21 protein-coding genes are annotated in these 21,569 nt (G+C 37.5%); 13 read left to right on the forward strand and 8 right to left on the reverse strand.

Features of this window, described 5'->3' with window-relative positions; translation table 11 throughout:
* Positions 1 to 11 precede the first annotated feature (11 nt).
* From gyrA to EHQ49_RS01925, 3 genes are read left to right on the forward strand one after another with little or no spacing between them, the layout of a single operon-like run.
* A complete protein-coding gene (gene gyrA, locus EHQ49_RS01915; protein ID WP_135575819.1) occupies positions 12 to 2,537 on the forward strand; it encodes a DNA gyrase subunit A in 2,526 nt (841 codons plus the stop codon).
* 9 nt (positions 2,538 to 2,546) lie between these two features.
* Positions 2,547 to 3,560, forward strand: a complete 1,014-nt coding sequence (locus tag EHQ49_RS01920; protein ID WP_135575821.1) for a tRNA dihydrouridine synthase — start codon at positions 2,547 to 2,549, stop codon at positions 3,558 to 3,560.
* Positions 3,561 to 3,571: 11 nt separating this feature from the next.
* Positions 3,572 to 3,955 carry a PilZ domain-containing protein gene (locus tag EHQ49_RS01925; protein WP_135575823.1) on the forward strand — a complete coding sequence of 128 codons (384 nt, stop codon included), beginning with the start codon at positions 3,572 to 3,574 and terminating at the stop codon, positions 3,953 to 3,955.
* 72 nt (positions 3,956 to 4,027) lie between these two features.
* On the opposite strand, the gene EHQ49_RS01930 is transcribed toward EHQ49_RS01925, so the two are convergent.
* A complete protein-coding gene (locus EHQ49_RS01930; RefSeq protein ID WP_002972335.1) occupies positions 4,028 to 4,609 on the reverse strand; it encodes a lipoprotein LipL21 in 582 nt (193 codons plus the stop codon).
* Positions 4,610 to 4,738: 129 nt separating this feature from the next.
* Here EHQ49_RS01930 and EHQ49_RS01935 point away from each other — a divergent pair, with 129 nt between their 5' ends.
* A complete protein-coding gene (locus tag EHQ49_RS01935; protein ID WP_135575825.1) occupies positions 4,739 to 6,316 on the forward strand; it encodes an LIC10012 family protein in 1,578 nt (525 codons plus the stop codon).
* Entirely contained in the window at positions 6,297 to 7,184 is an 888-nt protein-coding gene (locus tag EHQ49_RS01940; protein WP_135575827.1) for a helix-turn-helix domain-containing protein, read from the forward strand. The genes EHQ49_RS01935 and EHQ49_RS01940 overlap by 20 nt, the downstream gene beginning before the upstream one ends.
* Here EHQ49_RS01940 and holA read toward each other — a convergent pair.
* Positions 7,163 to 8,272, reverse strand: coding sequence for a DNA polymerase III subunit delta (holA, locus tag EHQ49_RS01945; protein WP_135575829.1), 1,110 nt, complete (start codon positions 8,270 to 8,272; stop codon positions 7,163 to 7,165). The genes EHQ49_RS01940 and holA overlap by 22 nt on opposite strands.
* A gap of 51 nt (positions 8,273 to 8,323) precedes the next feature.
* On the opposite strand from holA, the gene EHQ49_RS01950 reads away from it, so the two are divergent.
* Positions 8,324 to 8,554, forward strand: coding sequence for a hypothetical protein (locus EHQ49_RS01950; protein WP_135575831.1), 231 nt, complete (start codon positions 8,324 to 8,326; stop codon positions 8,552 to 8,554).
* On the opposite strand, the gene EHQ49_RS01955 is transcribed toward EHQ49_RS01950, so the two are convergent.
* Positions 8,538 to 9,113: a Maf family protein gene (locus EHQ49_RS01955; protein WP_135575833.1), complete on the reverse strand. Its 576-nt coding sequence runs from the start codon at positions 9,111 to 9,113 to the stop codon at positions 8,538 to 8,540. The two genes, EHQ49_RS01950 and EHQ49_RS01955, sit on opposite strands and share 17 nt — an antisense overlap.
* A gap of 39 nt (positions 9,114 to 9,152) precedes the next feature.
* Here EHQ49_RS01955 and EHQ49_RS01960 point away from each other — a divergent pair, with 39 nt between their 5' ends.
* From EHQ49_RS01960 to EHQ49_RS01970, 3 genes are read left to right on the forward strand one after another with little or no spacing between them, the layout of a single operon-like run.
* Positions 9,153 to 9,395, forward strand: a complete 243-nt coding sequence (locus EHQ49_RS01960; RefSeq protein ID WP_208732145.1) for a hypothetical protein — start codon at positions 9,153 to 9,155, stop codon at positions 9,393 to 9,395.
* Positions 9,392 to 10,129: an SDR family NAD(P)-dependent oxidoreductase gene (locus EHQ49_RS01965; RefSeq protein ID WP_135575837.1), complete on the forward strand. Its 738-nt coding sequence runs from the start codon at positions 9,392 to 9,394 to the stop codon at positions 10,127 to 10,129. The genes EHQ49_RS01960 and EHQ49_RS01965 overlap by 4 nt, the downstream gene beginning before the upstream one ends.
* Before the next feature lie 16 nt (positions 10,130 to 10,145).
* The gene (locus EHQ49_RS01970) at positions 10,146 to 10,772 is read left to right on the forward strand and encodes an L-threonylcarbamoyladenylate synthase (RefSeq protein WP_135575839.1); all 627 of its coding nucleotides are present in this window, start codon (positions 10,146 to 10,148) and stop codon (positions 10,770 to 10,772) included.
* Between the two features lie 5 nt (positions 10,773 to 10,777).
* Here the strand turns inward: EHQ49_RS01970 and EHQ49_RS01975 are convergent, their stop codons facing one another.
* Positions 10,778 to 11,773 (reverse strand): CapA family protein, encoded by a 996-nt coding sequence (locus EHQ49_RS01975; protein ID WP_208732146.1) that lies wholly within the window; start codon positions 11,771 to 11,773, stop codon positions 10,778 to 10,780.
* A 52-nt stretch (positions 11,774 to 11,825) separates the two neighbouring features.
* On the opposite strand from EHQ49_RS01975, the gene EHQ49_RS01980 reads away from it, so the two are divergent.
* The gene (locus tag EHQ49_RS01980; RefSeq protein WP_135575841.1) at positions 11,826 to 13,532 is read left to right on the forward strand and encodes an alkaline phosphatase family protein; all 1,707 of its coding nucleotides are present in this window, start codon (positions 11,826 to 11,828) and stop codon (positions 13,530 to 13,532) included.
* Between the two features lie 20 nt (positions 13,533 to 13,552).
* Here the strand turns inward: EHQ49_RS01980 and EHQ49_RS01985 are convergent, their stop codons facing one another.
* The 4 genes from EHQ49_RS01985 to hslO are packed head-to-tail and all read right to left on the reverse strand — an operon-like array spanning position 13,553 to position 17,727.
* Positions 13,553 to 15,745, reverse strand: a complete 2,193-nt coding sequence (locus EHQ49_RS01985; RefSeq protein WP_135575843.1) for a ribonuclease R family protein — start codon at positions 15,743 to 15,745, stop codon at positions 13,553 to 13,555.
* A gap of 4 nt (positions 15,746 to 15,749) precedes the next feature.
* Complete coding sequence (gene tsaB, locus EHQ49_RS01990) at positions 15,750 to 16,421, reverse strand: tRNA (adenosine(37)-N6)-threonylcarbamoyltransferase complex dimerization subunit type 1 TsaB (protein ID WP_135575845.1); 672 nt, start codon at positions 16,419 to 16,421, stop codon at positions 15,750 to 15,752.
* Positions 16,418 to 16,876 carry a tRNA (adenosine(37)-N6)-threonylcarbamoyltransferase complex ATPase subunit type 1 TsaE gene (tsaE, locus tag EHQ49_RS01995; protein WP_135575847.1) on the reverse strand — a complete coding sequence of 153 codons (459 nt, stop codon included), beginning with the start codon at positions 16,874 to 16,876 and terminating at the stop codon, positions 16,418 to 16,420. Before tsaE ends, tsaB begins: the two co-directional genes overlap by 4 nt.
* Positions 16,873 to 17,727, reverse strand: coding sequence for an Hsp33 family molecular chaperone HslO (hslO, locus tag EHQ49_RS02000; protein WP_135575849.1), 855 nt, complete (start codon positions 17,725 to 17,727; stop codon positions 16,873 to 16,875). The genes tsaE and hslO overlap by 4 nt, the downstream gene beginning before the upstream one ends.
* Before the next feature lie 76 nt (positions 17,728 to 17,803).
* On the opposite strand from hslO, the gene EHQ49_RS02005 reads away from it, so the two are divergent.
* The 3 genes from EHQ49_RS02005 to EHQ49_RS02015 are packed head-to-tail and all read left to right on the forward strand — an operon-like array spanning position 17,804 to position 21,557.
* Complete coding sequence (locus EHQ49_RS02005) at positions 17,804 to 19,786, forward strand: beta-galactosidase (protein WP_135575851.1); 1,983 nt, start codon at positions 17,804 to 17,806, stop codon at positions 19,784 to 19,786.
* A 25-nt stretch (positions 19,787 to 19,811) separates the two neighbouring features.
* A complete protein-coding gene (locus EHQ49_RS02010) occupies positions 19,812 to 20,702 on the forward strand; it encodes an LIC_10030 family protein (protein ID WP_135575853.1) in 891 nt (296 codons plus the stop codon).
* A gap of 12 nt (positions 20,703 to 20,714) precedes the next feature.
* Positions 20,715 to 21,557, forward strand: a complete 843-nt coding sequence (locus EHQ49_RS02015; protein ID WP_135575855.1) for an inositol monophosphatase family protein — start codon at positions 20,715 to 20,717, stop codon at positions 21,555 to 21,557.
* Positions 21,558 to 21,569: the final 12 nt, after the last annotated feature.

A 21,569-nucleotide genomic window follows, 5' to 3' on the forward strand; every position in this document is an offset into this window, starting at 1 on the left:
AGGATAGAAAAATGACCGAACAAAACGGCCAAGAAAACGAATCAAACAAAACCTTAGCACTGAATCTTTCCGGTAGACCAGACGTAGCCGGTGCTCTTAAATCCGGTGTGCGGGTCATTCCGGTGGAAATTGAAGACCAGATGAAGGAAGCTTACCTTGATTATGCGATGAGTGTAATTGTAGGTCGTGCCCTTCCAGATGTTAGAGATGGATTAAAACCAGTTCATAGACGTGTTCTCCATGCGATGAATGAAAGAGCTTGGAGATCAGATCGCCCTTATGTAAAATCAGCGAAAATTGTTGGGGAAGTAATTGGTAACTATCACCCTCATGGTGACTCCCCAGTTTACGAAACTATGGTTCGTATGGCCCAAACTTTCTCCATGCGAGAGACTTTGATTGATGGTCAAGGTAACTTTGGATCGGTCGACGGTGACAACGCGGCGGCCTATCGTTATACGGAAGCCCGTCTCACTAAACTTGCCGAAGAACTTCTAAAAGATATTGAAAAAAATACTGTTAGCTTTTCGCCAAACTTTGATGATACGAGACAACAACCGGATGTATTACCTGCTAATTTTCCCAATATTTTAGTAAATGGTTCTACAGGGATTGCTGTGGGTATGGCAACCAATATCCCACCGCATAACTTAAAAGAATCGGTGAACGCGGTCATTGCCCTCATTCAAAACCCTGATATCACACTTCCTGAACTGATGAAGATCATACCAGGTCCGGATTTTCCTACTGGTGGAACGATCATTGGTGGGGAAGGCCTTTACCAAGCTTACGCAACAGGAAAGGGTTCCATTCGTATTCGTTCCAAAGTGGATATCATTGAAAACAACAAAGGTCGTGAGATCATTGTTGTGAATGAAATTCCCTACCAAGTAAACAAAAAGAACTTACTCGAAAAAATCGGAGACTTGGTAAATGAAAAGGTCATTGAAGGTATCTCTGAAATTTTAGACCTTTCGGATAGAAAGGGAATTCGAGTTGAGATTCATGTTAAAAAGGATGCCAACGCACAAGTCATTCTAAACCAACTTTTCAAACTCACACAATTACAAGTGAGTTATGGGATTACGATGCTTGCGATTCTAAACAATCGCCCAAAAATCTTTTCACTCAAAGAAATTCTTAAATCGTATGCGGATCATAGAAACGAAGTTGTTATCAAAAGAACTGAATTTGATTTAGACAAAGCACTCAAAAGAGCTCATATCTTAGAAGGGTTACGTATTGCACTTGATAACATCGATGAAGTGATTCGTATCATTCGTGCTTCGAAAGATGTAAAAGAAGCACAAAGTTCCCTCATGGCTACCTTTTCACTTTCTGAAATCCAAGCGGATGCCATTTTGGAAATGCGTTTGCAACGTTTAACTTCCTTAGAAGTTCAAAAGATTATCGAAGAACTAGAACAAGTGCGACTTCTCATTGCTGACCTAGAAGACATTCTTGCCAAACCAGAACGAGTCAAATCGATCATTTGTGAAGAACTTGGAAAAGTAGCTCAGTCTTTTGGAAACACTCGTGCTACAGAAATTAGTTTAGAGTCTTTGGAATCCTCAACATTCAATGCAGAAGATTTGATTGCCGATGAAGAAGTGGTTGTTCAACTTTCAGAAGATATGTTTATCAAACGCCTTCCTATGGATACCTTCCGACGTCAAAAACGAGGTGGAAAGGGTGTTCAAGGGATCTCTACGAAAAGAGAAGACTTTGTTAAAAAACTAAGTAGTGCCATGACTCATGATAACTTGATGCTCTTCTCTAATAAAGGAAGAGCCTTCCTTATGAAAGTATATGAGTTACCAATTGCTACAAAAGAAGCACGTGGTAAATCACTCAAAGCGGTGATCAACTTAAATGATGATGAAATCATTACTTCATTATTTACATTCCGAAACTTCGATGAGTCCTATCTTCTTATGGTAACAAGAGAAGGATTTGTGAAAAAAATCCAATTGGATGAATTCACAAATACCAAAAAATCGGGAATCATTGCGATTGGCCTTCGTGATGGTGATGAACTAATCGATGTAATTGCTAATCCAAATAACTTTGATGTGTTTATCGGTAGTAAAAATGGTCTCGCGATTCGAATGAATTTGAATGAACTTCGTTCGCAAGGTAGAACTGCTTCCGGTGTGACTGCCATGAAGTTAGAAGACGATGATGCGATTGCCGGGATTACAAAAGTCGAACCGGGAACTAATTTATTTTGCGTATCTGAAAACGGATTTGGAAAACGGACTGATTTTGAAGAGTTCTCTACCAAAGGTCGCGGTGGTAAAGGGATGACCTACTTAAAGATTGGTGAAAAGAATGGACGGGCTGTAGGAATCGCTTCTGTAAAAGAAGAAGATGAACTACTTGTCATCACACAATCCGGTATGGCGATTCGGGTAGAAGTCAAAACAATATCTATGGTGGGTCGCTCTGCTATGGGTGTCAAAGTTGTGAATACCAAAGATGATGACTTTGTAAAAGACTTTGCCGTTGTTAGAGATTCAGAATCCGAGTCGGAATAAAGAGGAATTATGATTACCATCGGGGGAGTGACAATCAAAGGTGATGTTGTTCTTTCTCCGATGGCTGGTATTTCTGACAGTCCTTATCGACAAATCACAAGAAGATTTGGTTCCGCCTTTGCTTATACGGAATTTGTATCCACAGAACAATTGCTAATGGGAAATACAAAGTCATTGGATATGTTTCGATATTTAGAAACAGAACGACCCATTTTTTTTCAAATCTTTGGTTCTGATTTAGAAACAGTAGTTAATGCTTCGGAAATTGCGGCTTCTAAAAAACCAGATGTGATTGATTTGAATATGGGCTGTTCTGTGGCAAAAGTTTCTCACAACGGATCAGGTGCTGGACTTTTGAAAAATGTTCGTTTGGCTGGTGCCATGATTGAAGGGATTCGAAAAAAAACTGGCCTACCCGTTACAGCCAAAATTCGCCTGGGTTGGGATTCTAATTCATTAAATTATTTAGAAACAGTCAAAGTATTAGAAGGTTCTGGAGTATCGGCAATTTCGGTTCATGGTAGAACCAAAGCGATGGCATATACTGGTTTTGCTGATTGGAATGCAATTGGTGAAATTAAAGCCAAAGCGAATGTTCCCATTTTTGGAAACGGAGATGTGGCCAGTTTTTCTGAAGCGATGTTTAAGAAAAAAAAATACGGTGTCGATCTTGTACTCATTGGTCGTAAGGCCATTGGAAATCCGTGGATTTTTTCTGAAACTCCCAAGGAAGAAATCGATTGGGTTCAAATAAAGGAAGTCATCTTAGAACATTTAAATCTGATGTTGAATTTTTATCCTTCCGATGATGATTATGCTTTGATACTTTTTCGAAAGCACTTTATACGATATATAGAGAACACTGGATTCCCTGATGGAATCAAAAGAGAACTTTTGACGATCACAAATGTGAATCAATTTATAGATAGATTGGAATCCGTAAAAATGGATTCTAAGTTTTTGGAAACAAGCGAAATAGAAAACGAGAGTATGAACTGTGAAACGTTTGTTAGTCTCGCGTAAAGGAAGTTAAAATGGCAGATTCAAAGCAGTCAATATTCTCTGATAGTTATAGTAAGTATGCGGGTGTAAAACAAAAACGTAAAGATGCACGTGTGAAGTTAGATGTTCCCTGCACAGTGGAACTTGTAAAATCTAAAAACACACCAGTGACTGGACATCTTTCTGATTTGGGAACTGGTGGTCTTGCTTTCCAAGCGACTGCAATTTTTTATGAAGGGGATCAAGTAAAGGTTCAATTTTCCCTCCATCAAAATCCATTAGAGATCATTGGAACGGTACATAGAACGGCAGGTAAAACGACGTCTGTAATTTTCCAACCTCTAGCGGCGGAAGAACATAAAATTGTTCAGGAATTCATACACAAACACTACTTTGATCCAAAACTAAAAAAGTAATTTTAGGTCAGGGCAAAAAAAAGCCTCCCGATAAAAGGAGGCCTTTTTTGAAGTTAAAAACTAAACAGTCAATTATTGAGCTGCAGTTGCTTTTGCTTCAAGAGCTTTTTGTCCACCCGCATAACGCAAGTATCCAACACACTGACATTCTTCCCAAGTTTCAGGTTCGCCAACATTTGCACAAATTCCTGTTTCGTTGTTCAATGAGCAGCAGTCATAAACCCCAACACCTTTGATGATACCTTTAGATTCAGAAACGATCACGGAACCTGTGGATTGACCATCAGATACACCAGATGCTTGTTCTAAATATTCACCTAAGATTTTTTTCAAACCATCACCAGCAACTTGGAGACGAGCTGCTTCACGGCAAGTGGATTGTTTCATAGCAACTGAGTTAGCTTTGATTGCTTTGTCAGAAGCACGTGCAGAAAATTTCATGTAAAGATAATCGTATTCTTTTTCTTTTCCTTTGCAATACTCAGCCGGGCTTTCACCACGTTTTGCAGCAGCGGCATCAGGCGCACAAGCCCAACCTTCAAAAATCCAACCATTTTTACCTACGGTCGTAGCGTCTCTTCTGCCTCCATCATTGGATCCGCAAGATACAACAAATGCGATTAGAGAGGCACATACGATAAGCGATTTCTTCATAAAGAATCTACTCCTTTTCCGGAGAATTTGATCCTATAAAAACCCCTTGTCAATCTTTTCTCAAAGAAAACGAAGGATGGTTGCAGGATAAAGATTTACATTTTCCCTAAGTGGACCGATTCTAATTTTATGTCTCGCCGGTCTTTCCGAATTCCCTACGTATGGATACTCGTTTTTATTGCGTTCTTCCCCGAAATTATTTTTGCGAAAGAAATTTCTATCCTACCTGCATACATTTCAGGTGAGGTACCTTCAGTTCTTGGAACTAGACGTGAGGCGGGTTTTGAATTGTCCCGACTTTCACGACACTATCTGAAACGAAATTTTTTTACTGAAATAACCGATCCAAAACTAATAGAGAATTATTTAAACGAAACAGAGTGGAATGAAGAAGCAGAATTAAAAGATCAGGAACTTTTCTCATACTGTAGTGAATGGGATTCTCATTTTGTGGTTCAGGATCAAATTGATTTTGGAAATCCTATCCTTGTAAAAACTGTTATTTATAATTGTAAAAACCAGACAAGACAAACTATCCAATCCAAACTCATTTCTAATTTTGTATTAGCTTATGAAAAACATAATGAAAAAAGTTTTCGATTTTTACCTCCCCGGTTTTACGAAAAAAAGAATAAAGCAGTCTCTAATTATGAGATCAATCTATTTGTAGACATCCACTCCTCATATGCCTATTACCGGAAAGATATTCTGAAAAGTTTATCTGCACTTTATGACCAAGAGGGATTGTATTTGGGTGTCACTCTGATCAAAAAAGACAAAACTGTTTCCATTCCGCCAACTAAGGAACATACTGAGATTAAAAAATTATTGGAAGAAACTGGATGGCAAGGAAACAATCAAGCCGAATCCGTAGTTGCTGCATTACAAGGTCTAAAATCAAAAATCTCTTCTGGAAAAAAAGACTCCAGAAAATTGTTTCTTTTGCTTTCTTCGAGTGTGAAGGACAAATCTGGATCGATGATTATGGCACTCAATGACCTTCGTCATATGGAAATTGAGCCAATTCTTCTCATTCCTAACCATTCGGAATTGAGTACGATTAGAGAACTACAACGAATCGGTAAGGCAAGTAATAGTCGCGTAGTAGGAATTACCGAATATCAAAAGATTGGAACTTCAGAAGGTTATGAATACCTCTATCTAAATCAGTTCAATGTGTATTCATCTGTTGAAGAATTACAAATGCCTTTTAACTGGAATCAAAACCAAGTTAAAAAATATGACGCTTCTTTGGTTCGGGCTGCAGTGGATGTAATCACTCCATACAATCTTTACCTTGCTTATGAAAAAATTTCGGACAAACGTGTTTTAGAAAAAGAAGAAATCAAAACTGATTTGGAATATATACTGCGAACTGAATCTAATACAGACCAAACAGAAAAAGATAGATTCCAAACAGTTCTTGTGGAATCAAAAGGGGAGGCTATTTGGATCCAGTTGCCCTATGATGTGGTTGTTACCAAAGGAAAAGAATATCTATTTCAAACAACTTTTGTTTTAGATCCTTTATCTACTTGGGGAGTAAGGAATACGCCAGCCGAAACGAACTTACTAAAAATAAATACAACATACCCAAAAACCTTGATGGTGAAACCTTCACAGGCAAAAAAGTTCTTAGATACAAACAAAATTCGAGAGTTCAATGGATATCTCCAAGGGACAGTGAGTGTCATCAAAAAAAAGTAAATCCAATAACGAATGGATTTGTAGCGGATCCGATATCCAAAAGATCCGCAACCAGTGGATCGAAACATCCAATTCAAATTTACCAATATTAATCATTGGAGAAAGAGGTGTTGGCAAAAGTTTTTGGATTCAAAGAAGTTTAGAACAAAGAAATATAACTACTAATTCTATTTTCCATTTAGACTTTCAATATCCGTTTCTTTTTACGGAAACATTAGAAAAAATCAAATCATCTAAACAAATGGTCACACTTCTCATTGATCGGCTTACGAAGGCAAAACCGGATGAAGTAATACAATTACAGCAGTGGTGGAAATCAGAAAAATATGAAGAAAAGTCAAAGGTATATTTGTATTGGGAAATTCATTCCGACGAATTAGATATTTTAAATCAAAAGAATGTTTATTCCGATTTTTATGATCAACTAAAGTCTTTTCGGTTTGAGCTTCCCAATCTTAAAAAAAGAATTTCCGAATTACCACAGTTTGTTTCTCAATTTTTGGAAGAGGCAAATACAGATTTAGGTAAAAAAATCACAGGTATTGAAGAAGAATTCTTTGTTTTTTTTAAAAACAAAACGTTTAAAACCAATCTTTCAGAACTCAAAGATATGATCTTTGCTCTTGTTGGTTTTTCTTCTAGTAAACATTTACATTGGAAACAAATTCCATCTCATTTTTTTGAGAACCAATTATCAGAATTGGAAGTAAGACCTGGAATCAGTTTAGAAACCTACGAAAAAGAAATCATTAAAGCCAATTTAATTTATACAAAAGGAAATCGAGAAAAAGCAGCTAAGTTACTTGGAATTTCAGAAAGAAATTTATATCGAAAACTACACGAATATCATTTGGAAGATCTTTCTTGAAGTAATGAAAATAAATATATGACTTTCTGTAAAAAATAATTTTTCCCTTCCTCATCACGAAGTCCTGATTTAAATTTAATATTCATTTCAATCACTTGATCGTAGAACTGATCTAATACTTTATCTGTGAACGAAGCCGAATCAGAAACCAATTGTCTTCTTACAAAATTTTTTCTGGCATCAGAAAAACTTCCTGTTTTTAAAAGATCATCCATAAGTGGAATTGGAACTTCCCCGTTATGCCTTGCTCGTATGACTTTGATTTTACGAATTTCATCCAATTTATAGGTGAGCCTAGTTAGAAAACTAAGTATCTCTGAGTTTTGGTCATTAAACTTTGTGAATTCTTTAAAAAAATCTACCTTTCTTTTTTGTACTAATGTTTCTACAAGAGTATTTGTATTAAGTTCATTTTGACTGAAGAGAACTGAGTTAACATCTTCGATTGTAAATTTAGAACGGTGAAGGTATTGTTTTAGTTTTTTTACACTTTTAAGGTAAGCACCCACATTTGCAGGAATTCGATGAATGAATTCATCAGCTGCATTGGGTTCAAAATGTACTTGTTCTTGGTCACAAACTTCTTTGAATACTTTTGGATAATCACTTGGATATAAAAACTTAGTTTTGTAATAGTTTAAGGTTCCTTGAAAGAGTTGAACCAAACTTTGTGGAATGTCTTTTCCATCGTAATGAACAATGAGAAAAATTTCATCAGAAACGGCTGTTATATTTTTACGAAATCCAGACGCAAAGTCTTTCCATTCTTGTGTCGCCTTTGTATCAAGAATGGGTTTAAAAAGTGCAGCTGCTTGTTTGACAATGATGAGTTTTCTTGGGTAGAACATATCAGGTGTGAAAAGTTCGGCAAAAAGTTTTGCCTGTTCTCCTGATTCAGAAACGATCAAAATGATCTCATAGGCTCCGGAAGATTTCGATAGTGCTTCTTTGTAATGATCGATGATGAGTTCAAATTCATAGGAATCTTCCCCCGTATAGGCAAAAAATTGCGGAAGGTTACTAGTCTGGGTTTTGAATAGTTGGAAAAGAGAGCTAAATTCTCTCGCTTGTGATTTTTTTGTTTCCATTTTCGTGAATCCGGTCTAATCTTTCGATAGGATCGAGGCGATATTCATAGTATGGAAATCTCAAGTAATGTGGCAAGAGTTTCAGGACTAGGGGAACCGTATATGTATGTGTCTCCCACATACAATACCCAAGCAGTGGAGCAAGTAGAAGCGATCCAATCTCGTTCCTACCAGCCAAAATACGTTTCCGGAGAAACGGAAAAAAAAGTGGCTGAGGTACAAACGAGTCCCGATGCAAAAGCAGCTTACAAACCTGGAAATTTAGTCAACCTATACGCTTAAGAGAGCTTTCCCAATAAGGCAACCACACCGAAGACCGAGCCAAAAAACTTCGAAGTGGAAATCCCATCACATTTGTATACGATCCCACCCGTTCTAAAACAGGGCCGTTTGCATCCTGGATTCCATAAGAACCTGCTTTATCAAAAGGTTGGCATCTCAAAATATAATCTCTAATTTGATCCTCATTCCAGTTCTTAAATTGAATGATGGTTTCTTCATAGAAGAAATCAATCTTTGATCTGGTTTGTAAGCCAGCCCCCGAAAATACCGAATGTTTTTTCCCAGAGAGTGTTTGCAGAATGCGGACTGCATCTTCCAAGTCGATGGGTTTGTGTAAAATTTCATTTTCAAATACAACCATGGTATCAGCGGCCAAATAGAGATAGTTAGGCTCTCCATCATTTCCCAATTTTAAGTGAACCATTCGTTCTAGATACTGAAGGGCCGGTTCCAATGTTTTTTGAGACTCGTCAATGTTTGCTGGTGCTACTTGGAATAAAAAACCGAGGTCGGTAAGTATTTGGATCCGTCTTGGCGATGTCGATTTGAGTATAAACAAATTCTTGCTATTCCTTACGGGATATTGTTTCATTTCATAATGGTGAATCCTCGACTTTTGGCTATTTTTTTCTGGGCAATCGTTTTTGTTTTTGGATGCAAACGAGGTCTTTCGGAAGACATCGAAGATTGTAATCCTATAGCGGATTACTACGAAAAGGGAACTCACTACATAAGAAGAGATTTGGTTCGGGATGATAATACTTTAGATTATAAAAAACTTTTGGAAGACACAAAACCGCAAGCTAGCGATTGTTATCCTTCCAATCATGAGGTAAAATGAGTTTGTTTGATGTAAAAGGAAAAACAATTTTGATCACCGGTGCCAGCCGAGGTATTGGTAAAACATTGGCTCTAGGCTTTAGAGATGCTGGTGCTATCGTTTACGGTGCTGGTTCCAGACCAGAATCCATTGAATGGATGGCTAAAGAAGGTATCAATGGTGTAGTTTTGGATGTGCGTAGTGAAGGTGCAGCTTATGAAGTGATTGGCCAGATCAGAGCAAAACATGGAAAACTAAATACTCTCATCAACAATGCAGGGATTGCAACGAACACTCCTGCCTCTGGATTTAAAGAAGATGAATTACAAAATATAGTCCAAACCAATTATGTTGGTGTGTTTCGCAACTGTCAGGCCTATTACAAACACCATAAAAAAGAGGGTGGGAACATCATCAACGTGGCTTCTGTTCTGGGAATGGTGGGAAGTAAACTAGCATCTGTTTATTCAGGGACAAAGGGAGCAGTCATCACTTTATCAAAAGCACTAGCCATTGAGTGGTGTAATAACGGTTACCGAGTGAATGTGATTTGTCCTGGTCTTATTGATACAGAAATGACCGATATGATCAAAGACAAAGAATTTATCATGAAACAGGTGCTTGCTGGAATTCCTATGGGTCGACTTGGAAAACCAGAAGAATTATTAGGTGCCGCGATTTATTTAGCATCGGATACTTCTTCTTATATGACAGGTCAGTGTATTGTTTTAGATGGGGGACTCACAGCACAGTAGTTGCTTGAGAAAACATATGATCCTCTACCTCCATCCAGAAAATCCAGAAGTCCGAAAACTCAAACAGATTTCGGAAAGGTTGAAGGATGGAGCCGTTTATATTTTTCCAACTGACACCGTTTATGCAATTGTTGCGGATGCACATTCAAAACTTGGTGTAGAAAAAATTTACGCAATTCGTAAACTTCCCAAAGACAAACCACTTTCTCTTATGTGTAAAGACATTTCAATGGCTTCCAATTTCATTGAATATTTACCCAATTCTGCCTATCGTTTGATGAAACGAGTGACACCTGGGCCTTTTACCTTTGTCCTAAAAGCCAATAAAAATTTACCTAAACCTTCAGTGGTTCATCATAAAGATAAACAAATCGGCATTCGGATTCCTGATCATATTTATTTGACTGAACTTTTAAAAATTCATGATTCTCCTCTCACTTCCACCTCTGCTTTTTGTGATGATGAATTCATCATTGATATTGATGAGTTAGAATCTATTTATGGAAACCAAGTCGAAGGAATCATTGATGGAGGAATTGTAAAAATGGATCTTTCTACTATTTTACAAATCAACGATGACTCAATTGATTTGATCCGAGAGGGAAAAGGATACGACCTTATTGTGGAAGATATTTCTCGTTAATTGGATTAAAAACTGAGGCCAGGAATTTTTTTAAGCTGCGTTTCGTAACCAAACATTCTTTTTTCTAAATGTTTCGGAAGTTTCAAAGAAATTTCATTTCGTGCATATTTTAGAATAGGTATAATTTTATACCCATGTGAATAGATCCAAACAGGATCCATACTCACATTTTTGATTCGTTTTCGATGATGCGAATCCATTTCTAATTCGAAAGATAAAATAATCCCACCATCTGTGTTTTCCCTATTTTGAGCAGATAAAAAATTCCCAAGTGAATAAGCAACAAGTCGGTCTTCCCAATTGATTTCTTCTTGGAATTGATCAATTCTTTGGACTACATGTGGATGTCCGCCTATAATTATATCAGCACCCGCTTCGATCCCAATATTTACCCATTTGGTTTGTGATTTATCGGGTTTTTCTTCATACTCAGAGCCATAGTGATACCAAAGGATCACAAAATGAATTCCATTTTCTTTGGCAAAACTCACATCTTCCCTAATTTGTTTTTCATTTAGAAGCCTCACCATTCGGTTATTTTTAACGGGAATTCCATTGGTTGAATATGTATAATTATAAATCGCAATTTTGATTCCGTTGATTTCTGAAAAGAAATCCTTTCGATCTAAGTAGTCAGAATTAGTTTTAAAAGTTCCGATAGGGATCATTCCTTTTTGAATCACTGAATCAATTGTATTATCGATTCCAAACGGACCTTTATCAGCAGAATGGTTGTTAGCTGTTGATAAAATATCAAATCCTGCATTTTGGATTCCCGTTAAATAACCAATGGGAGAACCAAATCTGGGATAACCAGTAAATTCATTTGGATCTGTAACAATCGTAGTTTCTAAGTTACCTAATGTTAAATCAGCATCTTGTAACGAATTTGAAACGTATTCGAAACTGCCACTGGAATCATAGTCTTTTGTTTTTGCACGGTAATAGGTAGAGATTTGTGAGTTATGACACATGAGATCGCCAACAACTTTAATTCGCACTTGCCTAGTAAAGTAAACATCAGGTAGAGTGTAACAAGATAGGCAGGGAACCGTGATCAACCAAAAAAACATAAAACGAAATAATGCACTCATAATTGGTATTTTGTTGGTTCTCTTTAGTTGTGGTTGGGAAAAAGATTATAAACGTGCTGCTTATTTATCAATACAACCAGATACGGATTTAATATTAGCACCATTTCCATTCAATATATTTGATAGAGAGGCAAGGGACGCAATCACTCTTTCTCATTATTCAAAGGAAGAAGTTAAAAATATTTTAGAAGATCACAATTTATCTTGGGAAACGTTAAATCACGAATGGCAATTGGATGCTGAAGACGAAAATTTTTCGAAAGAAGTAAATTACACATCACATTATACACAATATTTTTACGACACAGAAATTCCCATTTGGATCTATGGGCCAAAATGGATTCGAACCGGGCAATATTCGGATGAAATCAACCAACAACATATTCCATCCATTTACGGAAAAATTTTAAACTTTAAATTTAAGAATACAATCGATGTATCTTATTTAGAAAAAATATTCAAAAACGAGACCACCAAACCAGAAATTATTGTTACCGTTGTTGTGGACCAAGGTGGTAGACAACTTTACAAAGCTCACAAAGGAGCTTATCCTTTCCTAGAAGATTTAAAAAACAAATCTGCCTATTTCAAAAAAGCAAAAGTGGCCCATTTGGAATCTCATACGGCAGTCGGTCATATGGCGATTGGTACTGGTGCTTTTCCAAAAGATTCGAAGATCTTCTCTAACGAAATTTATACTTATGCCGACGGGAAAGTCCTCCATAGACCTGTATACCAAGGGAAAAACAAAGATTGGGATTTGAGTGAGATGGAGGTCCCAAGTTTTGCCGATGAGTGGGATCTTTCCAACAACAATGAACCGATTGTCGTTAGCCAATGTTATGCGGCAAGAGCCGCCGTCGGAATGGCTGGTCACGGAAAACTATTTAATCCTGTAACAAATGAGTCTCGAAAAAATTCTCCAGATAATGATTACGTTTATTGGCAAGATATCAAAAATCTTTCTTGGTCTACCTATACGGATGCATTCCTTGTTCCCAAGTCTGTACAAAAGTACAATTTGTATCAATTCTATTTGAATCATAAAAAAGATATCTCAACTCATTTCGAAGCAAAAAATCCAGTAGACTTAATTACAAAAATCCATCATTTCCAAGGATCCGAATTTCAAGCGAAGATGGATGGTGCCCTCTTTCGTGATAGCATTACGGAAACGATTCTCAATGCGAAAAAAGATAAAGATGGAATCACAGATCTTGGTTATGTAACTTTAAAGGCAACTGATGCTGTTGGACATTTGTATGGATGGGAATCCAAAGAAGCGGAACAAGTTCTGAAAGCTACGGACAAAGAAATTGAAACCATCTTTGAATTTCTAAAAACAAATTTTGGAGATAATTTCATTATGGTGGTAACGGCCGACCATGGGGCAGCACCAATGCCGGAAATATCCAATGGTCTTTTTTTAAGTCATGAAATGTTTTTTGATTCAGTAAACCAATTACTGCCAGAATCAGAAAGAACCAAACATTCTTTAGTTAAGTGGGTGGCACATTCGCAATTATCTTTGGATCGCGATTTGATGAAGAAATACCAAATCAGTGAAGAGGCCATCATTCAAAAAATCATGTCGATTCAAGTAAAGGATCGAAACTTTTTTAGAAAGATCTGGAAACGAGAAGAAATTCCGAATCTATCTTTATAAAATAGATTCGGAACGGTTGGTTATTTCTTTTTGGGAGTTGGTTCGTCTTTTTTGAAATCTTTTAATTTTAAGAAAACTTTGATTTCTTCAAAATCAATTCGATCAAGACTTACAGAAACTGGATCACCGATAAAAAATATTTTGGAATATTTTTTCGAATAAAATGAGAAATCATTTTTAATCATAACTTCAAACTCATCGGTAAACTCTGATTTATCGAGCACTCCTTCCAAATTGGAAATATCTAATTCCACAAAAATTTGAGAAGGTCGGATCCCAACAATAAATCCTTTGAACTCTTGGATTCCCGTAGATTCCAAATAACGAAACGATTTGATTTTTACAATATCTCGTTCGGCATCTGCTGCTCTTCTCTCTTCTTCCGAACAATGAAGTCCCATAACCGCAATTTCATTTTCAGAGTAGGCCCTTTCTGTTTCTAAAAGAGTTGCCTGTAACACTCGATGCACAATTAAATCAGGATACCTGCGGATCGGAGAAGTGAAATGACAATAGTCTTTAAATCCAAGTCCCCAGTGACCGAGAGGATCGGATCCGTAATAGGCCTGCATAAAACTTCGCAACAGTAAATAATTGAAAATTTTTCCAACGGAATTGTCTTCGATTTCTTTTACTGCTTTCATGATTTCTGCGTAACTTGTGTCTTTGATTTGGATGTTATATCCATTCAATTGCAGAAAATGATTGAGAGTCTCTAGTTTTTCCTCGTCCATCGCTTCGTGGATTCGGTGTAAAGAAGGAGCTTTGCGTTTCCTCAAAAACTCATCCACCTTTAGGTTGGCAGATAACATCAGCTCTTCAATCAACAAATGACTTGTTAGGCGTTCGCGATTTTCAATCCCAACAGGTTCTTTTCTTTCGTTCCAAGTGATTGTGGTTTCGCGTAAATTTAAATCGATTCGTCCCGCTTCCATTCTTCGTTTGCGAAGGGCTTCTGTGAATTGGGAAACTTGATACATCCAATTTTTGGGATCTTTGGCTTTGATTTCCTCTTCGGCCATTTCATAAGTGTATCTTGTATTCACTTTGATGACGGATTTATAAAACTTCGCATTGTAAATTTCACCAGTTTTACTTGCTTCCATCTCCACGGTAAAGGCAAGGCGATTGGTATTCGCAACCAAACTACAAAGGTCTTCCGATAAAATCGGAGGTAACATGGGGACCACTCGGTTGGCTAAATAAACGGAAGTGGCTCTTTCATAGGCCTCTTTGTCTAGAGGAGAATCTTTTTCTACATAATAGGAAACATCAGCAATGTGAATCCATACTCGTAACCGATTTCCTTCATCGACAAAACTGATGGCATCATCAAAATCCTTTGCTGTGATTCCATCAATTGTAACCGCATATAAATCCCGTAAGTCGGTTCTACTGTTCCAATCAGAAACCGTTTTTTCCGAAACTTCTTCAGGAAAGTCCAAAGGAATAAAGTCTGGATGCACCGGATCGTAATTGTATTTCATTAAAATCCGTTGTAAGTCGCTGTCTTCTTTTGTATCCGATTCAAATCGAATAAAACTCACATCATAAAGATTGTCTTGAGGGATAGCACCCTCTTTGAATTTTACGATGAGGGTATCGTTTACATTAATAGAATCAAAGGTATCTTTGAGAATGGATTTAACGTGAAGGACTCCTTCTTTGCCTTCGCCGAGCATATCCAAAAAGTTTCCAAAAACAAATTTATTTGTTTTTTCTTTCACTCGCATTCGGTAAAGAACACGGCCTCGTTTTACAATATTTGTGACTTCTGCTTCGAGCCTGTCTCTTTTTCCAACTCCCAAAGGAATGACTTCTACTTTGTCTCCTGTGATCGCGGAATTGGTCATTGGGCCTGGAACAAAAATTTCGTTTTTGGAAGGAAGAGAAATAAAACCATCACCTCTACGAGAAATGGAGATTCTTCCTGTTAGGCGAAAGGGACTTGCTACAGTTAAATATTTTTTGTTAGGAATTAGTAATCCTTCGGCTTCTAATAAATTGAGAAGTTGGTCGATGAGGAATTCAATTTCCTTTCTTGGAACTTTTTCTTTTCGTTTGAAGGATTTTACTTTCTTCGTTTTTGGGTCGGGTCGTTTGAATTCACTTGATTCGGTAAATTTTTTTTTGATCTCTTGTCTTGTGATGTCCTTTCCGGATTTTTGATCCAGAAATTCTATGATTTTCTTTTGTATTTTATAGGTATCCATAAATTCATTTGTGATCTACGTAGGTCCCGCGGATGTAGTTGGGCAGGAGAGATAAATAGTCGTTTTTATTAGGTTCAGTTTTGAAATATTGTTTCAAACTATACTGTAGTATAGACGAAAGATTTAGGTTTGTCGCTTCAATTTTTATTGCGGTACTCGGATAAAACTTAGGCAAATTGCCAGTATAGTACCAATTGTTAGGTGTCCATTCATTCGTTTTGATTTTAGATTCAATACTATCTGGAGTCATGTCCAAGGAATCGGAAAATCCATTTGGAGTTTCAAACTTTGTATAGTATTTTCCTTGTTTGCCATCCAAACAGAGTAGGGAACTTCCTTTATCAACATTGTTTGCACCAATGCCAATCAAATAGGCTTCCAAACTATCCACTCCAAAAACTGGAATTTTCCATAGTTGAGAAAGGTCTCTCGCAGTAGTGACTGTTATGCGAATTCCTGTAAAGGACCCCGGTCCGTTCGCGACAAGGATTAGATCTGGTTTTTTAATGTTTGCGGTTTCCAAACCGATACGGATGAGTTCCACCAATTTATAAGAGGATTCTTTTGGTGTTGTTTCCGTTTGTTCTGAGAGAATTTCAAACTCTAAGTTTTCAGAAGATCTGACTACAAGAACCTGAATCCAGTCCTGGGTTGTGTCAAAATAGAGGACATTCATCGAATTTCTTCTTCCGACCATTCTAAGGTATAGGAACGGACTTCGATCGAATCGGCATCAATCGACAATCGAATCCGATTGGTTTTGGGTAGGTAAGGTTCAGCAATTTGCCACCATTCAATTGCAGAGACTGCTTCTTTCCCCCAAATTTCCTCGAATCCAAGTTCATCCAGTTCTTCGGAAGATTTCAGTCGGTACAAATCAAAATGGTATAAACGAAAGTTAGGCGAATCGTAAATATTGTATAAGGAAAAGGTAGGGGAATTGATGGAACTTTCTGTGCCAAAACGGCTGTACCATTCTCGAACGAAGGTTGTTTTGCCGGCTCCCATTTCACCAGAAATCAGAATGATTGGGAACCTATTTTTCTCTAAGAATTTTTTTACCAATTGGTCCAAACTTAAAAACACTGGGTTCAGTTCCGATTCTCTGAGGGAGAGAAAACTGGCCTTCATTGATTAAAGAATTTCTCCACATCAAAGGAATTGAATTGGTAAGCCGTTCTACAAAATTCACAAGTAATTTCAATTTTTCCAAATTCATCGATGATGGAATCGGCTTCTTGTTTGCCAAGAGAGGCAATGATATCAGCTACTTTATGTCTGGAACAATCACATAAAAATTCTGGAGATTCTTTGCTGAGAACTTCCAACTCCGATCCAATCTCGGTTTGTAATGATGCCAACATCTCATCGATACTCAAAGCCCAAAACGCTTCTTTTTGGACTAAGGGTTGGATTTTGGAAATGAGATAAGTAAAACTTTCTTCTGGTGCATCGGGCAACGCTTCAAAGAACAAACCTTTTGCGGAAAAATCGTTTCCAGGAAAATCAAAAGGGAACACTTCCATTCCTACAATGGCTTTGATTTGTTCCGATTCGGTTAAGTATTTGATAAAATTAACTTCGAAAGTATCTTCCACAAGGTTTGTATAAGATTGGTATGTGTCTGAATCAAAATCCCAACGGATCACTTTCATGATTCCTTGGCCTAAAATGAATTCGTTTCGAATGTCACCTTCTTCATGACTTGCAGAATAAGCCACAGACTTCATCTTTCCATAACGGTCACTGTAGGCTAAAGCCTGTTTGTTGGAATCATCCTTCCATTGGATACTAACCTTTTGTTGATTTTTAGTCATCTCTGCGAGAAATAACGCACCCATCATGGTTTTGGAAAGGAATACGGACATTTCTTTGTTTAGAGAATGAAGAAACATAGGTTCTTTGGCTGTTTCTGTCAAATCGACTAAAGTGAATCGATAGTGGTGGGTGTTGGATATACCTAAAATAACTTGGTCAGACATTATTTGATTGAAAGGGGTGTTTTCTGATTCAGTCTGTGTCACAAGATAGATTCTGCAATCTGAAAAAAGGAAAAATATGATCTTTGGCGCCTGTTATTATCCAGAACAATGGAACCCTAAGGATTGGGATGAAGACCTAAAAATAATGAAAGAGATGGGTCTTTCTTCTGTAAGACTCGCAGAATTTGCTTGGGGACTTATGGAACCCAAAGAAGGAAAGTTCGACTTTTCTTTGTTTGATGCTGTTTTAAAGAAAGTCCAAGACCATGGAATGACTGCCATTCTCGGGACACCGACGGCAACGTTCCCACCTTGGTTGTACAAAAAATTTCCAGAAATTGTTCAGGTTTCTAAAGAGGGAATTGTTCGAGGGATTGGTACAAGACGCCAAGCCTGTTTTTCTTCACCTGCTTACAAAAAAGCGACGGAACGAATTGTTACCGCCATGGCCAAACATTTTGGAAACCATCCTGCCGTAGCGGGTTGGCAAATTGACAATGAACCAGGACATGAAGGTTCCGATGTCGATTATTCCCCGCTAGCTCTAAAAAATTTTCGCATTTGGCTAAAGAACAAATATAAAACATTAGATTCGCTTAACAAACGTTGGGGGAACGTATTTTGGGGAGTGATTTATACGGATTGGAACGAAATTCCATTACCAGCGGCGCATGTAGCCAGTAATTTTAATCCTGCCATGATTCAAGATTATTATAGGTTCCAATCAGATGAACTTGTATCTTACATTCATTTCCAAGCAGAGATACTGCGTAAATTTAGTAAAAATAAACCACTCACAACCAATCTTTATCCTTCGCCTTTTTTACCTGTTACCGATATGGCGGCTCTATTTTCCAAATTGGACTATGTGTCTTGGGATAACTATCCTGTTTGGGGGAACCAACAAGAACCATACCCACATCCACTTGTTACGATCACGCAACAGTATACGAGAGGTTTAAAAAATAAACCATACACTGTGATGGAACAATTCTCCGGTGTACAAGGTCATGATACTTTGGGTTACCTTCCACCACCGGGTCAAATTGGTCTTTGGTTGACACAAGCGATTGTGAATGGAGCCAACCAAATTTATTTCTTTCGTTATCGCACGGCGCGTTTTGGCCAAGAACAACTTTGTTATGGAATTCTAGACCATGGAAAAAGAAAAACAGCCAAATACTTTGAGTTAAAAGATACTATCGAAGACATTCGAGAGTTTGCTGCCGATATCGCTGATTCACCTTACAAGGCAGAGGTGGCAATTTTACACGACGTAGAAAATTCGCGTAATTATAAACACCAACCATTAAGTGATGGTTTGAAATTTGCTCCCGTTCCTTTTGCTCAGGTAGGATATGATATTGAACTTGCCACTTGGTTTGCAGGAACCAATGTTTTGAATGTAAACTCTCATTCCCTTCCCATTAGTGCAGATAATGATTGGTCCCAGTACAAAGTATTAACTCTCCCTCTTTATACAATGTTTGATCCAGAGGTTGTGGAAAAATTAAAAACCTATGTAGCGAATGGCGGAACTTTGGTTCTCGGCTATCGTGCAGGAATTAAAGACAAGGACCATTGGATGGTTGAAGAACCAGTTCCCGGTGTTTTTGGTGAAATGACTGGGGTAGACGTTTTTCAGTTTGAGGCACCCGCAACGGACAAAATTGGGATTCGAATGGGAATATTACCTTTGAAAGGTGCCAAGTTTTGCGAAATTCTAGAACCAAAATCAGCAAAGGTTATCGCAAGGTATAATGACTCTAAAAAATTCTATTCTGGAAAACCAGCCATCACTGTGAATTCTTATGGAAAAGGCAAAGTTTATTATGTGGGAACTTCGTTAACTCCTGAAAGTTTCATTCTATTTTACCGAAAGGTATTAAAAGGGGCAGGAGTTCCTTTTGGTTTTCTTGGGGCAACGATTGAACGCCATTATCGTGAAGGAAAAAAATACAATTATCAAATCACAATGAATCATTCCTCTAAGTATAAGTTGGCTGGTCTTTCGATTTTAAAACCCTTTGGTTATAAAATTAAAAAGATACCAAAATAGAAATTTGTAATTTGAAAAATAAAAAATGAAAGTACAAGATTATCAATCCATCAACCGGATACTGAATGAAACATCCGCAAAAAATAAACCCGGTGAAATTTATGTAGATAACCTACATTCCCCATACATTCAGTTTTCAGAAAAATTTTTGATTCCAGGAACATCTAGCACACAACCAGAGTTTGGTGATATTAAAAACTTTGTACAAACAGTTTTGAAATACATCCCGGAAGCAATTGAAGGAACTTATTTATTGCCGGAACCCAGACCCAAACGAGAAACAGGAAAATTGTTTTTTGTTCGACCAATGTTATTTGGATCATCTAGGTTTTTATATGTTTTTTCCGTTGATATGTTGTATTTGGGTGGTGCGGGTTCGGAAGAAATCAAAAAACCAGGTTCCCAAAATATGACTCCTTCCATTTTGACGGACCGGTTGTATTTCCAAGTAAAGATCATTCATCTTCATTCCACAAAGGAAGAGGGTGAAAATATTACTGACTTTCAAGCCAAACGGTTTCAAGGCGGAATCTTTCGCGTGGAATCAGAAAAAGATGCAAACAAACCGATTCGAAGGTTTTCTGAGATTTTTGATGAAATTGATTTTTCCGAAACGGAAGCTAAAATCCGAGAAGAACTCGGAATCAGTCCAGAGATATGGAAATTAGGTAGAATTTATAGTCCCATTGGAATTGATTATTTATCTTTATCACTACGATTTTTAATTCCTAGTTTACCAAGAACGATCAGACAGTTTCGAAATTTTTATCCCATTCTGACAGAAACAGAAGCAGGAATTCCAGAAGAAACTTTGAACAAGTATCATGAATATCTTTCTTCTTTTGAAGTAGAGAGGACAAAGTCTAAGTCCGGTAATATTTTGTGGAAAGTCATTCAGAAATCATCCGATAATTAAAAAGTAGGTAATATGGGTATATCGTCACCAACCATTAGTTTCCCCATTGATGAAACCATCAAACGGATCGAATACGTAAAAGCAAATGCCATGGGAATCATCCATGAAGCAAAAAAAATTCAAAGAGAAGTATCTTCCGTTCGTTCGGAAACCGATGCAGATGAAAAGGAAAGAATTGATTCCGCAGATGGTAAGTTAGGTGATATACTCATTCGATTTTTGCAGAAGTCTTTCCCAAAAGATGGAATCATTTGCGAAGACAAACCCACGATAGATGGTGGTGACTTTAAATGGGTACTCGATCCAGTAGATGGTTCCATGAATTTTGTTCGTGGCCTTCCTTTGTATGCCATTTCCTTTGGATTGGAACATAGAGAAACACCAGTTGGTGGAGTGGTCATTGTCCCACCACAAGAGTCAGTTTATTCTGCGGTGATGGGTGAAGGTGCTTATAAAAATGGGGAACAAATTCGAACGTCCCGAATTTCGGAACTCAATCGCGCCATATTTTCTCCCAACCTTCCCACAAAACGTGCTCATATGATCCAAGAGATCATGGCAGACCTTTCCGGATTTCTAACCTATGCGCGTTCGTTTCGTAGAACTGGTTCCTTTGTTTTGGATGCTTGTTTTATCGCCGAAGGTGTAATGGATGCGATTTGGGAAAAGACTGTCAAACATTGGGACGTTTCGGCCATTTCTGTAATTTTGGCAGAAGCCGGTGGGAAATTAACTGACTTAAATGGAGTCCATTACTATACCGGACTTCCGGAGTTAGTAGCTTCTAATGGAGTTTTACATTCGGAAATTTTAAATTTATTGAAGACGGTTCGTTCTACAGTCAGTCGAAATTAATAGAGAGGAATG

Origin of the sequence: Leptospira perdikensis, assembly GCF_004769575.1 — a bacterium.
Classification (GTDB): domain Bacteria; phylum Spirochaetota; class Leptospiria; order Leptospirales; family Leptospiraceae; genus Leptospira_A; species Leptospira_A perdikensis.

Coding starts and splice junctions, on each gene's coding strand:
- gyrA (WP_135575819.1), top strand. CDS start 12: ATGACCGAACAAAACGGCCAAGAAAACGAATCAAACAAAACCTTAGCA.
- EHQ49_RS01920 (WP_135575821.1), top strand. CDS start 2,547: ATGATTACCATCGGGGGAGTGACAATCAAAGGTGATGTTGTTCTTTCT.
- EHQ49_RS01925 (WP_135575823.1), top strand. CDS start 3,572: ATGGCAGATTCAAAGCAGTCAATATTCTCTGATAGTTATAGTAAGTAT.
- EHQ49_RS01930 (WP_002972335.1), bottom strand. CDS start 4,609: ATGAAGAAATCGCTTATCGTATGTGCCTCTCTAATCGCATTTGTTGTA.
- EHQ49_RS01935 (WP_135575825.1), top strand. CDS start 4,739: ATGTCTCGCCGGTCTTTCCGAATTCCCTACGTATGGATACTCGTTTTT.
- holA (WP_135575829.1), bottom strand. CDS start 8,272: ATGGAAACAAAAAAATCACAAGCGAGAGAATTTAGCTCTCTTTTCCAA.
- EHQ49_RS01950 (WP_135575831.1), top strand. CDS start 8,324: ATGGAAATCTCAAGTAATGTGGCAAGAGTTTCAGGACTAGGGGAACCG.
- EHQ49_RS01960 (WP_208732145.1), top strand. CDS start 9,153: ATGGTGAATCCTCGACTTTTGGCTATTTTTTTCTGGGCAATCGTTTTT.
- EHQ49_RS01965 (WP_135575837.1), top strand. CDS start 9,392: ATGAGTTTGTTTGATGTAAAAGGAAAAACAATTTTGATCACCGGTGCC.
- EHQ49_RS01970 (WP_135575839.1), top strand. CDS start 10,146: ATGATCCTCTACCTCCATCCAGAAAATCCAGAAGTCCGAAAACTCAAA.
- EHQ49_RS01985 (WP_135575843.1), bottom strand. CDS start 15,745: ATGGATACCTATAAAATACAAAAGAAAATCATAGAATTTCTGGATCAA.
- tsaB (WP_135575845.1), bottom strand. CDS start 16,421: ATGAATGTCCTCTATTTTGACACAACCCAGGACTGGATTCAGGTTCTT.
- tsaE (WP_135575847.1), bottom strand. CDS start 16,876: ATGAAGGCCAGTTTTCTCTCCCTCAGAGAATCGGAACTGAACCCAGTG.
- hslO (WP_135575849.1), bottom strand. CDS start 17,727: ATGTCTGACCAAGTTATTTTAGGTATATCCAACACCCACCACTATCGA.
- EHQ49_RS02005 (WP_135575851.1), top strand. CDS start 17,804: ATGATCTTTGGCGCCTGTTATTATCCAGAACAATGGAACCCTAAGGAT.
- EHQ49_RS02010 (WP_135575853.1), top strand. CDS start 19,812: ATGAAAGTACAAGATTATCAATCCATCAACCGGATACTGAATGAAACA.
- EHQ49_RS02015 (WP_135575855.1), top strand. CDS start 20,715: ATGGGTATATCGTCACCAACCATTAGTTTCCCCATTGATGAAACCATC.